The sequence below is a fragment of the Micromonospora sp. IBHARD003 genome, assembly GCF_056106285.1.
Map to the genome: position 1 here is coordinate 7,887,189 of NZ_JBWBBX010000001.1, position 15,025 is coordinate 7,902,213.

General features: G+C 71.8%; 10 protein-coding genes. 4 read left to right on the plus strand and 6 right to left on the minus strand.

All coding sequences use genetic code 11. The annotated features are described in order from the left end of the window. Positions 1-30: 30 nt before the first annotated feature. A complete protein-coding gene (locus ACTWOL_RS34325) occupies positions 31-2,100 on the minus strand; it encodes a transglycosylase domain-containing protein (RefSeq protein ID WP_474300792.1) in 2,070 nt (689 codons plus the stop codon). A gap of 454 nt (positions 2,101-2,554) precedes the next feature. Here ACTWOL_RS34325 and ACTWOL_RS34330 point away from each other — a divergent pair, with 454 nt between their 5' ends. From ACTWOL_RS34330 to ACTWOL_RS34345, 4 genes are all read left to right on the plus strand, one after another. Beyond that, on the plus strand, positions 2,555-3,778 hold the full coding sequence (locus tag ACTWOL_RS34330) for a PP2C family protein-serine/threonine phosphatase (RefSeq protein WP_474300793.1): 1,224 nt from the start codon (positions 2,555-2,557) through the stop codon (positions 3,776-3,778). Between the two features lie 128 nt (positions 3,779-3,906). Continuing rightward, positions 3,907-6,345 (plus strand): SpoIIE family protein phosphatase, encoded by a 2,439-nt coding sequence (locus ACTWOL_RS34335; RefSeq protein WP_474300794.1) that lies wholly within the window; start codon positions 3,907-3,909, stop codon positions 6,343-6,345. A gap of 191 nt (positions 6,346-6,536) precedes the next feature. Next, complete coding sequence (locus tag ACTWOL_RS34340) at positions 6,537-8,186, plus strand: ricin-type beta-trefoil lectin domain protein (RefSeq protein WP_474300795.1); 1,650 nt, start codon at positions 6,537-6,539, stop codon at positions 8,184-8,186. 217 nt (positions 8,187-8,403) lie between these two features. Beyond that, on the plus strand, positions 8,404-10,173 hold the full coding sequence (locus ACTWOL_RS34345; RefSeq protein WP_474300796.1) for a S8 family peptidase: 1,770 nt from the start codon (positions 8,404-8,406) through the stop codon (positions 10,171-10,173). 75 nt (positions 10,174-10,248) lie between these two features. Here the strand turns inward: ACTWOL_RS34345 and ACTWOL_RS34350 are convergent, their stop codons facing one another. From ACTWOL_RS34350 to ACTWOL_RS34370, 5 genes are all read right to left on the minus strand, one after another. Next, on the minus strand, positions 10,249-10,476 hold the full coding sequence (locus ACTWOL_RS34350; RefSeq protein ID WP_474300797.1) for a hypothetical protein: 228 nt from the start codon (positions 10,474-10,476) through the stop codon (positions 10,249-10,251). Beyond that, the gene (locus ACTWOL_RS34355; RefSeq protein ID WP_474300798.1) at positions 10,473-10,871 is read right to left on the minus strand and encodes a hypothetical protein; all 399 of its coding nucleotides are present in this window, start codon (positions 10,869-10,871) and stop codon (positions 10,473-10,475) included. Before ACTWOL_RS34355 ends, ACTWOL_RS34350 begins: the two co-directional genes overlap by 4 nt. 54 nt (positions 10,872-10,925) lie before the next feature. After that, on the minus strand, positions 10,926-12,413 hold the full coding sequence (locus tag ACTWOL_RS34360) for a sensor histidine kinase (protein ID WP_474300799.1): 1,488 nt from the start codon (positions 12,411-12,413) through the stop codon (positions 10,926-10,928). A gap of 48 nt (positions 12,414-12,461) precedes the next feature. Next, the gene (locus ACTWOL_RS34365; RefSeq protein WP_474300800.1) at positions 12,462-13,172 is read right to left on the minus strand and encodes a response regulator transcription factor; all 711 of its coding nucleotides are present in this window, start codon (positions 13,170-13,172) and stop codon (positions 12,462-12,464) included. 177 nt (positions 13,173-13,349) lie between these two features. Continuing rightward, on the minus strand, positions 13,350-14,648 hold the full coding sequence (locus ACTWOL_RS34370; protein WP_474300801.1) for a vWA domain-containing protein: 1,299 nt from the start codon (positions 14,646-14,648) through the stop codon (positions 13,350-13,352). Positions 14,649-15,025 lie beyond the last annotated feature (377 nt).

A 15,025-nucleotide genomic window follows, 5' to 3' on the forward strand; every position in this document is an offset into this window, starting at 1 on the left:
CAGCCGCTCAGCCTCGGAGCGGCGGGAACCTCAGCCGTCGTCTCCGGTGGGCGGGGCCGAGCCCCCCGGCCCGGTGGACGCATCCGACGACCCGTCACGCGAGGCAGATGCAAGGGACGCGATCTTCGTCGAGTAGTCGGACCAGATCTGGGCCGCGACCTGGGACCCGCGCTCGGATCCCTCCCCGCCCGTGCCACTCAGCGGCAGCAGGGGCTTGCCGGGCTGGGAACGGAACAGCGTCACCGCTGTCGACAGCCTGTCCGTGTACCCGACGAACCACGCGGCGCGCTGCACCTCGTTCCGTCCGGTCGAGGCAGCGGCGACGGGTCCCAGCACCTCCGGCGAGGCCGCGGCCGGGGTCCCCACCGCCACATCCTGCAGCACCGCATTGACCTGGAACGCCACCGGAGTGTCCATGGCGCGCCGCGCGGGCACCGGCTGCAGCCCCTCCACGGGCGCGCCGTCCCGCAGCACCCTGGTCACCGAGTACGGCTCGTGCCGCGTACCGTCGGCGGCGAAGGTCGCGTACGACCCGGCCATCCGGATCGCGCTCGGTGACGAGGTGCCGAGCGGGAACTCCGGGTTGAGGCGCGCCATACTGTCCTTGAGCATCCCGGCGCCCATGGCCATGTCCTTGATGCGCTCCAGCCCCGCGTCCAGACCCAGCTGCCGGAACGGCGTGTTGGCCGATGTCGCCATGGCCTCACGCAGCGTCGGGAACCGCGGGGCCACAGCCAGCGGGGACGGCAGGGTCCGCTGCCTGCGCACCGGCATCAGACCGGACGACAGCCGGCCCCTCTCGTCGTAGAAACTCTCCGCGGACACCGGCCGGTTGTTTCCATCCTCGTCGCGCACTCCGTGCTGGAGCGCCGTCGCCAGGACGAACGGCTTGAAGACCGAACCCGCCGGCACCCCCGAGGTATCCGCGTTGTTGGTGAAGTGCCGGGTCGCGTCGGCACCCCCGTACATCGCGACGATGGCGCCGTCACCGGGCTTCACCGACGCCGCGCCGATCTCGGCGAACCGGTCCTGGTCACGGGTCTTCGGATCGAGCCGCTTGCCGAGGACGTCCTTCACGGTGCGCTCGAGCCGGAGCACCGCTTTCCGGTCGAAGGTGGTGTGGATCTGATAGCCGCCGCGGTCCAGGTCGGCGTCGGTGAGCCCGGTCTGCTTCTTGACGTACCGCCTGGCGATGTTGACGAGATAGCCGGTCTGGCCGCTCAGATTGGTGGCCAGGGACTGCGGGCGGGGTTCGGGGAACACGGTGTACTTCGCGCGTTCGTGCCGCGGCATCATGCCCAGTTCCACCTGGCGGTCCAGGATCCAGGACCACCGCTCGACAGCACGCTGCCGGTTGCCCTTGCCGAGCACCGGATCGTAGTCGTTCCCGCCCTTGAGGAGCGCTGCCATCAAAGCGCCCTGACTGGGATTCAGCTGCTCGACCCCAACGCCGTAGTACGCCATCGTCGCGGCCTGGATGCCGTACGCGCCCCGGCCGAACCAGCTGGTGTTGAGGTAGCCCTGGAGGATGTCGTCCTTGCTCTTGTCGCTGTCGATCTTGAGCGCGATGCAGAACTCCTGAACCTTGCGGGACAGTGTCTGCTCCTGCGACAGATAGGTGTTCTTCACATACTGCTGGGTGATCGTGGAGCCACCCTGGGTCTCCTCGCCGCCGGCCATGCTGACGGCCGCGCGCACCAGGCCGGTGAACGAGACACCGGGGTCGGTGTAGAAGCCCGCGTTCTCGGCGGCGATGGCGGCGTTGCGGACCGCGACGGGCACTCGGGCCAGCGGCACGCTCTGCCGGTTGACGGCGCCGACGTTCACCATCTCGCTGCCGTCGGCCCAGTAGTAGACATTGGCCTCCTGGCGCGCGGCGGAGTTCTCGCCCGGGATGTCGACATGCGCGTAGACACCGGCTAACAGGGCGAGGAGGCCGCCGGCGAGGCTGACTAACGTGCCGAGCTGCAGCCGCCATGACGGGAGCCAGCGGCGGACGCCCTTTCTGCCGTGTCGCGGGTAGTCGATCAGACGTGAGCGCCCGGTGCGCTGCCTGCGGATCAAGCGGATCAAGCGGAACCGGCGGGGGTCTTTCCTCATGGTGCGGCTGCTCCTCCATCGTGCTCCGCGCACACCCGACGGAGCGGCGCGGATCTTTCCCTGCAATACGAGAGTCGACGGTGGTGCGTTGTCATGCTGTCTTGTGAAAGACGGCACGCCGAGGGCAGGGAACCTGTTGACGATCTTTCACATCTGGCTCCGGCAGGGGGTTCGGTGCCGGCGGAGTACGGGCACAGCGGCCCGCGGGACGAAGCGGCGCGCGCCAGAGTGTCCCCCGGCGAGGCGGCCGAAGGGGCACGGGACCTCCCGCCCCGGCTCCTTCCCGTCGCGCGCCCGGTGAGCGGGCGTATCCGCAGCGTGACCCCCGGCGTCGCAGTGTTCTCCGGCCGAGCAGGCGTCGTGTCCGCGGTGCGCGCGAGAGCAGGAAGCCTCGTAGATTGATCAGAGAGCGGGGCCATGGACCGTGCGTCCGGGAGGGCAGGCGCGTGATGGCATGAAAATCGACTACTCAGGGCTGTTCGCCGCCACACCGAGCCCCTATCTGGTGCTCGACAGGGACTTCGTCATCGCCGACGTCAACGACGCCTACCTGTGTGCCACCCTCCGGACGAGGGAGGAGCTGATCGGGCAGTACGTCTTCGACGCCTTCCCTGGCAACCCCGCGGCCCCGGACGTCGACGGTGTGGAGAACCTCGAAGCCTCACTGCAGCGCGTCCTGGCCTCCTGCGAGCCGGAATCGATGGCCCTGCAGAGGTACGACATCCCCCTCGTCGACGAGCCGGGCACGTTCGAGGAGCGCTGGTGGTCCACGATCAACACCCCCGTCCTGGCTGCCGACGGCACCACCGCCTGGATCATCCACCGGGTCGAGGACGTGACCGCCTTCGTCCGGTCCCGTGACTCCGGTGCGGTGTCGAGCGAGCGCGAGGAGGAGATGGAGGCCGAGCTGTACGCGCGGGCCCGCGAGCTCCAGCGGCTCAACGAGGAACTGCGCGAGGCCCATGCACGTGAGCGCCAGGTGGCCCTCACCCTGCAGGAGGCGATGCTCCACGCGCCCGACCTCGTCAAGCACCGCGACATCGCGGTGCGCTATCTGCCCGCCACCGGGTCGCTCAACGTCTGCGGCGACTGGTACGACGTCGCCGACCTCTCCGAAGAGCGGTTCGCGGTGGCGGTGGGCGACGTCGTGGGCCACGGCCTCGATGCCGCGACCGTCATGGGCATGCTTCGCAGCGCTCTGAGCGCGGCGACCCGGGCCGTCGCGGGTCCCGCCCAGGCCCTGGAGGTGCTGGGGCTGTACGCCCGCTCCGTGGAGGGTGCCCTGGCCGCGACGGCCGCCCAGGTCGTGATCGACACACGCAGCCGTCTGATCACCTACAGCAGCGCCGGTCATCTGCCGCCCGTCCTGCTGCACCGCGACGGTTCCTGGGAGCTGCTGGACCAGGCCACCGACCCGCCCCTGGGCGCCCGCCCCGCGCATGTGCCCCGTCCCCAGACCAGCTGTCCCTACACCCCCGGGGCGACGCTGGTCCTGTACACCGACGGGCTCATCGAACGACGCGACGAGGACATCGACGTCGGTATCGCCCGGCTCGCCCACGCCCTCGCCCAGTACCGCCGGCTCGGCGCGGAACGGCTCGCAGACGCGGTGCTGGCACGGCTGGGTGTCAGCGGCGGGGCCGGCGACGACATCGCCCTCGTCGTCGTCCGGCTGTGACCATGCCGCCGCCAGAGGGGGCGGAGCGTCCGGGTCCCCGGGCGGCCTGGCACGGGCGGCCACCGCTGTTGCGGGCACCCGGGGCCGGGCGGATTCTGGAACGTGATGAAGCAGGCCGGTAGGGCGCGATGAGCGCACGGAAGGCAGCCGGGAACGGCGATTTCCGTGGTCCCCTGGACGTCGCCAGGGCGGCCACAGTGGTGCTGGACAGCCGGGGCGTCGTCATCGGGTGGAGCGCCGCGGCCCAGGAGCTGTTCGGCTACGGCGCCGATGACGCCGTGGGGCTGCCCGTGCAGACATTCCTGAGGCCTGCCCGCGGCTCCTCCGCCGCGCCGGCGCCTCTGAGTTCCGGCGGCCCCGCTCTGCGCGCTGCCGCACGGCTCGACGAGGGCGACGTCAGCGTCGCGGTCCACCGGGACGGCCACCGGCTGCTGCTCGCCACCGCCGTCTGCCCGCTGACCGGCGAGGAGGCAGGACAGGTCCTCGTGGCGGCGGAACGCGAAGGACTCAGGCTGTGGGAATCCCGGCTCGCCATGCTGCACGGCCTGGCCACCCAGTCGCCCGTAGCCCTCGCCATCCACGACACCGACCTCGGTCTGACCTGGTGCAACGCCGCGTACGAAGAGGAGATCGGAGCGCCGTTCGCGGCGTTCCGGGGAAAACGGGGCTCGGAGCTCTATCCCCAGGGCAGATTCGTGTCCCCCGGCTACCCGGAGCAACTCGACGACGTCCTGCGCCATGTGCTGGACACCGGCGAGGCGTTCCTCGACCTGCACTTCCGCGGGGAGCAGCCCAGCGACCCCGGGATCGAGCACCTCTGGTCCTGCTCCTACTACCGGCTGCAGGACCCCGACGGCTATGTGTTCGGGGTGTGCGAGGACGCGTTCGACATCTCGGAGCGCTACGAGGCCCAGCGGCAGCTGAACCTGCTCGTCGACGCGAGCCGTCATGTGGGCACCACGCTGGACGTCATCGCCACGACGGACGAACTGGCCGAGGTGGCGGTCCCTCAGTTCGCCGACCGGGTCGTCGTCGATGTCGCCGCGGCCGTCCTGGAAGGCGAGATACCCGGAGCCGTCGGCCCGGATACGGCACTGATCCGGACGGCCGGCCGCCGCGTCGCGGCCGGCGGCCAGGCCGATCCCGTGGTCGTGGCGCACTCCGGGCCCCCGGGCCCGACGCGGTACGCGCCCGGTTCGCTCCAGCAGCGCAGCCTCGCGTCCGGCGGACTCGTACTGGATGAGGACACCCTGGTGGTGCCGCTCCGGACCGGCGGCAGCCCACTGGGCCTGGTCACCATCGTCCGCAGCGCCGGTACGTCCGTTTTCGACAGACGCTCCGTCGCCCTGGCGGACGAACTCGTCGCGCGGGCCGCGGTGTCCATCGACAACGCCCGCCGTTTCACCCGGGAACGCGCGGCAGCCCTGGCACTGCAGCGCCAGCTCCTGCCACGGCATCTGCCGCCGAACTCGGCCGTGGACCTGGCGTATCGCTATCTGCCCACGGACGACGTGACCGGCGTGGGCGGCGACTGGTTCGACGTCATCCCCCTGTCCGGTGCCCGTGTCGGTCTCGTGGTCGGCGACGTGGTCGGCCACGGCGTCCATGCCGCGGCCACCATGGGCCGGCTGCGTACGACCGTACGGGCGCTCGCTCCGCTGGACATGCCTCCCGACGAACTGCTCACGCGCCTCGACGATCTGGTGGTGCAGGCCGCGGAGGACCGCCCCGACATCGTCGCCACTCCCACCGACAGCGAGGACGTGGCCATCGGGGCCACCTGTCTCTACGTGGTCTACGACCCGGCGTCGCGGCACTGCACCATGGCGCGTGCGGGCCACCCGCCGCCCGCCGTCGTCCACCCCGACGGGCAGGTCACCCTTCTCGACGCGCCCGCCGGCCCTCCTCTGGGACTGGGCGGGCTGCCGTTCGACAGCGCCGATGTCGAACTCCCGGTGGGCAGCTTGATGGCGCTGTTCACCGACGGGCTGGTGGAGACCCGCGACCGGGACGTCGACGAGGGACTGGCCACCCTGAAACGAGTCCTCACCGACAGCAGCGGGACACTGGAGAACATCTGCGACCGCGTCGTCGCCGAACTGCTGCCCGAGGGCACGACCACCGACGACTCGGCGCTCCTGATGGTGCGCACCCGCGAACTCGACACCGACCGGGTCGCCTCCTGGGATCTGCCCGCCGAACCGGTGGCGGTCGGCCACGCCCGGGAGAGGGCCGCCACCCGGCTGCACGACTGGGGACTCGACGACCTCGTGTTCCCCACCGAGCTGATCGTCAGCGAACTGGTCACCAACGCCGTCAGACATGCCGCGGGCCCGCTTCACCTAAGACTCATCCACGACCGTGTGCTGGTGTGCGAAGTCGCGGACGCCGCCCATACCTCCCCCCATCTGCGCCACAGCGCGGCCGACGACGAGGGCGGGCGAGGGCTGTTCATCGTCGCCCAGCTCGTCCAGCGCTGGGGTACCCGCTACGGTCATTCCGGCAAGACCATCTGGACGGAGCAGGCACTGCCGCGGCCCGACGGCCCGGCGGCTGCGCCGCAGTGAGGCTCCGGTCCCGGCGGTGATTCCGGTTTTCGGCCGGGGGCATCCGGTCGACGGGCGTACTTACCGCCGGAAACCCCTTTCCCCATGAGGTCTGCTGCCCCACGATGGGCTCTTGTTTCCCGGCAGGTAACCACCGGAGGGTTCCGGTTGCGGGCGGTCTGCCGGGCGTCGAGTGAACGAGGAGTGTCAGGGTGCCAGAGCTCCACCGGGCCGTTCCGGATCCCGCGGACGCCGCACAGGTCCACAGCCGTCTCACGGACGTGGAGCTCACCGAACGCATCCGGGCCGGGGCCGCGGACGCCCACCCCGCCGTCCTGGAGCTCAAGCGCCGCCATCTGCCCGCGGTTCTCGTCTACGCCGGCCTGTGCGCACGCAACCAGGCCACCGCCAACCAACTGGCCTTGGGAGCATTCGACCTCGCCGCCCAGGAGGTGTCCAGGGGAGTCGTGCCGCGCGGAACGTGGCGGCACCACCTGCTGATGCGCGTTCAGCGAGTCGCCCTCGTCCGGGCGGCCCGAAGCGGCCGTGACGTGCTCGCACCCGACTTCCTCGCCTGGACGGACCGGTCCGCCGCCATCCCGGCACACGGCCCGGCCGAGACCGTGCCGCCGCACACCGAGTCGTCGTCCGCGATGCTCGCCGGCTTCCTCCGGCTGCCGGAGCTCATACGGGGCGTCCTGTGGTACGGGGTGGTGGACGACGAGCCCGACGACGTCGCCGCAGGCTTTCTCGGGATCCGTCCGGACCTGGTTCCCGAGCTTCGCGACAGGGCGCCGGAGGCCATGCGCCGCGCCTGGATCCAGGCGCACCTGGAGCGCAGCGAGGACCCGCGGTGCCTGGGGTTCCGCCGTATCGTCGAGGCCGCCACGCGCCCCGGGGACCGCCGGGGCAGCGACGACCTGACGCTTCATCTGGCGGACTGCCCCGGCTGTACCGGTCTGGTCGCCGAGCTGGACAAAATGGCCGACGACCCCCGGACGGTGTGCGCCGAAGGCCTGCTGGGATGGGGCGGAGCGGCCTACGCCGCACAGGTTCCGGCGCCCGGACTGTTCGACGCCGTCGTCGCCGGGCCCGGGGACTCCACCACGTTCGCACGGCACCGGGAAGGGGAGCCGCAGCCGCTCACGGGGGCGCCCCGGCAGCTGTCCCGGTCCGTCGTCCTCGTCGCGGTGACGGTCGTCGGAGCCGTCGCCGCCGGGACGCTTCTGGCCGTCGCCGCGGGGGACGCAGACATGACCGGTGCAGGCGCCACGCGGACCGTGGACCGGTCCGCCGCCCCCACCTCGGCCATGCCCGCACTCCCGGCCACACCCTCGACCTCTCCGAAACCGTCGAAGACACCCTCCCGCCCGCCGTCTCCGACGGCGGCCTCCTCCCCGCGGCCTTCCCCGTCACGCAGCACCCCCTCGCCCCGGCCGGTGCCGATCGCCCCCGGCGGCCGCACCCAGGTCGTCAACGCGGACACGGGACTGTGCCTGGACATCGAGGACGGTGTGATGGCCAACCGCACCGACGTCGTCACCGCTCCCTGCACCGCGGCCGCCACCCAGCTGTGGAGCCTCGAGCCCGGCGGACTGGTACGCAGCCAGGCGGACCCCGATTTCTGCCTGGACTCACGCGGGGACACCGACCGCGGCGTCGGCATCTGGTCCTGTGCCTCCGTGGGCGGCAGGCACGGGTTCAATCTGCTCTTCACCGTCGATTCCGCGGGAGCCCTGCACCCGCGGATCGCCCCCGACGCCGCCGTCGAACCCGAGAGGGACCCGGCGGGGAGCCCTGTCGGGTTCGAGCGGTCCGACGGTGACAGCGACCAGCGGTGGATCACCAGCCGCCGGACCTGACACTTCAGGACTCCGGCCCCCGGCGGAGCAGCCCCCGGACAAGTGCCCGGGAAACGGCCCGAACACGGCGGATCCACCGCCAACCACCGCCCGACGATGGCCAGTTGTGTGATCGAACTCTTCCCATACACGGCTGTGATCTGGCATCTTGCGTCCACCACTTCCCACATCACGGCCCGGTCGGTGTCACGGCATCACCGGGCTTTCGGAGGATGCATTGCCTACCCTCATATCCCGCCGGCTCAGACGCTCGGTCGTGGCCACCGCCGTGCTGGGGGCGGCCCTGGCGCTCGTGACCCCGGCCACGGCAGCGCAGGCGGTCTCCGCCGCACCCTCGGCGGCTTCGGCGTCCTGGGCCGCGGGCACCCGCGCCTACCTGGTCATCACCGCGCCCGGCGACACCTCCGCCGTACGCACCGCGGTCACCGGCAACGGCGGCACGGTGTTCGCCCACTACGACGCGATCGGTGTGATCGTGGCGCACTCGGCGTCCGCGTCCTTCGCCGCCACCATGCGCGGCGTCAGCGGTGTCCAGCGGGTCGGTGCCACCCGGACCTCGGACGTCCCCGCCGACGCGTACAACCCGGCGCTGCCGCCCACGCCCACCCAGGCCACGACGACCCTCACCGAGTCCAACCGCTGGGACATGACCCAGATCAAGGCGGACAAGGCCTGGGCCGTCACCACCGGCTCCTCCGCCGTCAAGGTCGGCGTACTCGACACCGGCGTCGACGACCAGCACCAGGACATCGCGCCCAACTTCAACGCGGCCGACTCCGTCTCCTGCGCCTACGGCAAGGCGGACACCCGCACCGGGGCATGGCGCGACGTCGACGAGCACGGCACACACGTGGCCGGCACGATCGCGGCAGCGAAGAACGGAAAGGGCGTCATCGGCGTCGCCCCGGGCGTGAAGATCTCCTCCGTCCGGATCGCCGAGCCCAGCTCCACCCTGTTCTTCGCCGAGAACACCATCTGCGGCTTCATGTGGGCCGGTGACCACGGCTTCAAGGTCACCAACAACAGCTATTACACCGACCCCTGGCAGTTCAACTGCCCGGACGACCTGGACCAGGCCGCCATCATCGAAGGCGTCCGGCGCGCCCAGGAGTACGCCGAGGGCAAGGGCTCCCTGCAGGTCGCAGCGGCGGGCAACGCCAACTACGACCTCGCCGACAAGCGCACCGACACCGAGAGCCCGAACGACTCGACCCCGGTGACGCGCACCATCACCAACGCCTGCATCGACATCCCCACCGAACTTCCCGGCGTGGTGACGGTCGCGGCCATGGGCAACGGCAACGTCAAGGCGTCGTACTCCAACTTCGGCCGCGACATCATCGACATCGCCGCCCCCGGTGGCGACGGCGCGTACGGTGTGTACTCGACACTGCCCGGCGGCAAGTACGGCAATCTGAACGGCACTTCGATGGCCTCGCCGCACGTGGCCGGTGTCGCCGCGCTGCTCGCGAGCACCAACCCAGCCGACAAGCCGGCGGACCTGCGGGCGAAACTGGCCTCGCAGGCCACCGACACCGCCTGCCCCTCCGACAGACGGTGCACGGGTACGACGGCCGCCAACTCCTTCTTCGGTGAGGGCCAGGTCGACGCGCTCAAGGCCGTCGGCGGCACTCCGCCGCCCGGCAAGTACGTCGAGAACACCGCCGATGTCGCCATCGCCGACAACACCACGGTCGAGTCCCCGATCACCGTGACCGGTGTCAGCGGGAACGCCCCGGCGGCCCTCAAGGTCGGCGTGGACATCAAGCACACCTACCGCGGCGACCTCGTCCTCTCCCTCGTGGCTCCCGACGGCACCGTCTACCTGCTGGAGGACTTCCCGAACAGCGACAGCACCGACAACGTCGCCAAGACGTACACGGTCGACGCCTCGGCGGAAACCGCGGCCGGCACCTGGAAGCTGCGGGTACGTGACGTGGCCTCCCAGGACACCGGCAAGATCGACGCCTGGAACCTGACCTTCTAGCAGTCGGGCAGGGGTGCCGGGCGCGGCCGACACCGCACCCCGGCACCCCTGCCACCCCCCAACGCCGGACGCCGCTCAGTCGTCCGCGGCCGCCGCGGACTCCGCATCGGCGGCGGCGGACTCGGCGGCATCCACCAGTTTGTTCATCTCCGCGATCTGCGAAGGGCCGGACACCGGCCCGTTCGTGGAGCCGCTGCTCCCCGCCTTCTCACCGGGCCCACAACCGGTCGTCCCCACGAGGGCGACCAGGCAGCCCGCCGCGATCGCCACGGCGACGACGGCGCTGCGCCGGCCGTGCCTCACTTCTCGGTCCCGTTCTTGTTCGCCTTGCACCACGTCTTCACCGCGGCCAGGTCCTTCTGCCGCTTCTGCAGCGTCGGCACGAGGGAACGGCGGAAGGTCAGCTTGTCATTGAGATAGGTCGCGACCTCGGTGTGTCCCGCCTTCCGGGCGTTCTCCACCCGCTTCTCGAGCCGGCTGACCGAGCCGCGCTGCGTGGCGTCGCCGCCCAGCCGGTCCAGGGCCCGCTGCAGACGCTTCTCGATCTTCGGCACCCTCTTGCACAGCGCCTTGGCGCCGTCACCGGTCGGCGCGCTCCCCGGCGACGGCTTCCCGGCGTCGGCCGTGGCCGCGCCCGCCGTCGCGAGCAGGGCCGTGACTGCGGTGAGAGTCAGGGCAGCGGTCTTGGCGGTCCTCATGACGTGTACCTCCCGGGTCAGGGCGCGGCCCATGTGCCTGCGCCTGGCGGGACGTTAGGAACCCACCTTGTGGAAACCTTGTGACCCGCGCGCCGTACCGATCAGCCAGTCCCGCTCGGCGGGCAGTGGCGCCGCCGCCTGCGTGCGCAGCGGAAGGCACACCTCGAACCGGACGCCCTGGCCCGACGGCGGGTCCACGACGCGCACCCGCCCGCCGTGCAGAGCCGCCTGCTGGGCCACGAGGGTCAGGCCCAGGCCCGAACCGGGACTCTCCGGCCCGCGCCGGAAACGCTCGAACACCTCGCCACGCCGCGCCGGCGCAATCCCCGGTCCGCGGTCGTCCACGGTCAGCACCGCAACCGTCCGCGAGCCGTCGCCGCCGGTGCGCAGCCCCACCTCGATCCGGGCGCGCCCGTCACCGCCGCGCCCGTGGACCACCGCGTTGGCCAGCAGATTGTCGACGACGGTACGCAGCCCGGGCTCCCATCCGTACACATGCGGACGCGACGCCGCCGTCACACGGATGTCCGCCGTGGGATGACGGCGCCTGGCCTCGGCGACCGAGGCGTCGACCACGTCCGTGAGATCCACCGGGCCGAATGCGTCAGCCTCCACCAGATCGCCCCGGCCCAGCTCGCGCAGCATCACCAGCAGGCCCAGCAGCCGTGTGTGCTCCATGCGCAGATCGCCGAGCACCTCGGCCCGCTCGGACGGTCCGAGGTCCGGGTGCTCGCTGAGGATCTCCAGATTCGTCTGCATGCTCATCAGCGGTGTCCGCAGTTCATGGGAGGCCGCCGACGCGAAGGACCGGGCCGTGGCCAGGGCACCGCCCGTTCTGGCGGCCTGCTCGTCGTAGCGCGCGAGCACCGTCTGGAGGGTCCCCGCCAGGTCGTCGACCTCCGTGACCCCCGTCGGCGTGTGCTCGAGGCGGGTCGCGTCCGCTTCCGGATCGAGCCCGCTGGTGCGCTGCTGCAGCCTGCGCAGCGGGCGGCTCGCCCGTGCGGCCACGGCCAGTCCCAGCAGGCCCGCCACCGGAGCCGCGAGCAGAGCCACGGTCACCACGCGTGTGCGGACCACGGCCAGTTGCCGCCGGTCCGCGGAGTCGGGGGAGAAGAGCCACAGGGTGCCGTCGACCCCCGGACGTGAGCCGCGCACCCGCAGCGAAAGGACCCGCCAGCTTCCCTTGCCGTCCTCGACCGTCACCGGGCCGGGTGTCGTCGCCGGCAGTTCCACCGAGGCCCCCGGCTGTGGGCCGCCCGACACGGTGCCCTCGGGCCCGGTCAGCCGGATGCCCACATCCAGGGCCGCCGCGTACAGCTGACGCTCACGCGCCCGCTCGACCGCGGTGGGACGGTCGGCGGCCGCGGCCCGCAGCAGCCTGCGGGCGTCCCCGGCGACCTGTGTGGCGCGCTCGCGCAGATGGGCGTCCTGCTCCGTGTGCAGATCACGTGCGACCAGCTGGAGGAGCAGCCAGCCGGCCGCCAGCACCAGCAGCGGCACGAGAATCCCGGAGGCCACGGCGATCCGCGTGGACAGTTTCATCCGCGGCTTCATCCGGCCCTTCATCCCCGCTTTCATCCGTGCCGCCCCCTATCCGTCCATCGCCTGATCGTCGCAGCGCAGCACGAAGCCGACTCCCCGCACCGTGTGGAGGCACCGTGCCCGCCCGCCGCTTTCCAGCTTGCGCCGCAGATAGCTGACGAAGGTGTCGACGGCATCCGTGCGCACGTCGAAGTCGTATCCCCAGACCCGGTCGAGGAGTTGGTCCCGGCTGAGCACGATCCCCGCATTGCGTGCGAGGACCTCCAGAAGTTCGAACTCGCGCCGCGTCAGCGCCAGCGGTTCCCCGTCAAGACGCGCCTCGCGGGAGGCCGGGTCCAGTTCGAGCGCACCGGCGCGCACGGTGTCCGTGTCCCGGGGCGGACGCCGGCGCAGCAGCGCCTCGAGCCGCAGCACCAGTTCCTGCAGGGCGAACGGCTTGACCAGGTAGTCGTCGGCACCGGCCTGCAGGCCGGCGATCCGGTCCGCCGTCTCGTCCAGGGCCGACAGCATGAGCACGGGCACGTCGTTCCCGTCCTCACGCAGCACTCGGCACACCTCGATGCCGTCGATGTCCGGCATGGAGATGTCCAGCACCACCACATCGGCGCGCTGCCCGCGTACGAGCCCGAGCGCCGGCCTGCCCCCTTCGGCGAGATCCACGGTGAACCCGGCCAGCCGCAGCCCCCGCTCGAGGGAGCGGCGGATCGCCGCATCGTCGTCCACCACCAGCACACGCCCCCGGCCGGCGCCACCGTCCATCCGTCCGCTCCCGTCCCCAGCCACCGTTCGCACCGCGCGGCGCCCACCCCCGGCGGGCACGGTGACCGGACCGGTACGGACGAGGCCACCGCGGGGAGCCGGGCGCCGGGCGGACCGGCATCGTAATGGATGCCCCTGTGCACGTCCCCGGGCCGGGGCGCACGCCCCGCCGGTGTCTCAGCGCAGCCGGAAGACCGGACCACGCGGGGTGAACGGCAGCCGGGCGCCCTGCGGTATCAGATAGGCATGGTCCCGGCGTACCCGCAGCGTGTCGCAGTACCCGTCGGTGATGACCAGCACCGGAGCGGTGCGGGGGAAGTCCTCGGCCCGCTGCAGAAGGTCGACCCCGGGCTGGAGCTCGGTGCCGCCCCGGCCGCGGACCCGCACCCGCCCGGCGATCTCCGAAGGCGGCAGATAGCCCGCGTCATGGGCCCGGGCGTCACAGAAGACGACCCGGGCGGCCGGCACGTCGCGCGCGTCGGCGTAGGAGGCGATGGCGCCGAGGGCCTTGCCGAGCAGCCGCCGGTCCATCGAGCCCGAAGTGTCCAGGACGACACCGAAGGTGCACCGGGCGACCTCCTCGGGCGGGAAGTACCGCCCGGCGCGGGGAATGTCCGGGGTGGAGGCCTGGCGGCGGGCCGGCCGGGCGTAGCTGCGTACCGGCTCGGGCCGTGGCACGAACTCGTCGAACCAGCGCGCCAGCCGTGCGTCCCACGGCACGGGCGGGTGGGCGAGGGCCCGGATCTCCTCCACCAGCCCGGCCGGGAGCAGCCCGCGGGCGTGGTCGGTGTGCAGCTGATGGCCGTTCAGCAGGGCGCGCCGGTAGAACTCGTCGAGGTCGACCGGGGCACCGGGCGGGCGCAGCGGCCCACCGAGGATGTCGCCGGCGCCCTTGCCCCGGAGGGTGGCCAGCCGCCGCCGACGCCGCAGATCGGTGGCGATGCGGTCGTAGACCTCCTCCACGGACAGGTCCCTCAGCGCGGCGTCGTGGAGCAGGCCTTCGGGCATCTCGCCCACGTCCATCTCCCGCAGCCAGCCGTTGACGACGTAGTCGGCGGCGATGTTGAACAGCAGCGGGTCGCGGGCTCCGCAGCGGTCACCGTGGCGCAGCGCCGCGTGGAGCATCTCGTGGCCGAGGATGAAGCGCCATTCGGAGTCCGTGAAGTGCTTGAGCGGATTGACGTAGATCTCGCCCGCGGTGGCGTCGACCGCGGCGATGGCGATGCCGTGGGCACGAGCCAGCTCGGCGTCCGCGACGACGCGCAGACCGGCGGCGATCCCGCCGAGCAGCGGGTAGGACGAGACGAACCAGTTCAGGGCCCGGTCCCAGGGCTGCTTGCGGGTGTGTTCACCGGTGACGGGGTCGCGGTGCCCGCCCGCGACGTCCATCGCGGCCGACATTGTCGCGGTCAGCGCGCGGGCGAACGCGAGCCGGTGGTCCTCGGGTGTGCCCCAGCGGTTCCAGGGGACGAGCACTTGGTCCGGTGCTGCGCCCGCCGTGCCCAGGGCCTGGCACTCCGGCGGAATGCCTTCGTCGCGCCAGCGCCGCGCGAGCTGTTCCTCGTCGCCGCCCGGGTACGCCGGCGGATGGTGGTCGGGGGTCCGGCCGACCGGGAAGGTGAGCAGGAACCGGTTGACGACGGTGCAGCGCGCGGCGAGTTCGAACCGGTCGGGCTGGACCCGGGTGCCCTTGGCTGCGGGGACGTGTCCGAAGCCGAGATGGATCAGACAGTGGGCGAGGGCCCACGCCCAGGCCTCGGGCTCGGCGCGGCGGGTGGGGTGGACATGGACGGTTCCGTTGGAGGTGACCGCGGCCAGCCCGTCGGCGGGCGCGTGTTCGCACGTGGTGCCCC